The sequence below is a fragment of the Streptomyces sp. JW3 genome (assembly GCF_052216785.1).
In the GTDB taxonomy this organism is placed as follows: domain Bacteria; phylum Actinomycetota; class Actinomycetes; order Streptomycetales; family Streptomycetaceae; genus Streptomyces.
Map to the genome: position 1 here is coordinate 1 of NZ_JBQOUX010000260.1, position 661 is coordinate 661.

The 661-nt window shown below is 71.9% G+C and carries 1 protein-coding gene; it reads left to right on the forward strand.

Annotated features, from left to right (window positions below):
* Positions 1-661 (forward strand): hypothetical protein (locus ACTT8P_RS38400; protein WP_442836420.1); only part of this gene is annotated, 661 nt, incomplete at both ends.

Sequence of the window (661 nt, forward strand, 5' to 3'; positions counted from 1 at the left end):
GCCCTGGACTACAGCGACTTCTCCGAGCTGTACGGCGCCAACTGGGCCGACCGGCTGTCGTTCGTGCAGTACCCGGCGTGCTTCCTGACCACCCCGGACACCGAGGGCTGCGCCGAGCCGTCCGAGGTCACCACCGACAACGTGGTCGCGCAGACCGGCACGGACGCCGACGGCAACCCGGTGTACGAGCGCCGCATCGAGGCGACCGTGGCAACCGAGGCACTGGCCGCGGGCGGCACCTCCACGGACACCGCCTCCACCGCCTCGACATCGGACGAGGGCACCGTCACCGACGGCGTCTACCGCTCGTCGAAGACCGCGGGCGGCACACCGCTGGCCTCCCTGGCCGCCGCGACCGCCGACGGCTCCGGCTCCTCCGTGCTGCTCGCCACCGACTCCGGCTCCGGCTCCAAGGGTGACTTCGGCGCGACCCCGCTGGTCAGCGCCGGTTCCTGGTCGGCGGGCGGCAACGCGGGCGGCTTCAGCTACTCGTACACGCTCCAGACCCCGAGCGTGCCCGGCGGCCCCTCCCCGGCGGTCTCCTTCGGCTACAACTCGCAGGTTGTGGACGGTCGTACGTCCGCCTCCAACAACCAGCCCTCCTGGATCGGCGACGGCTGGGAGTACAACGCGGGCTCCATCACCCGCACGTACACCTCCT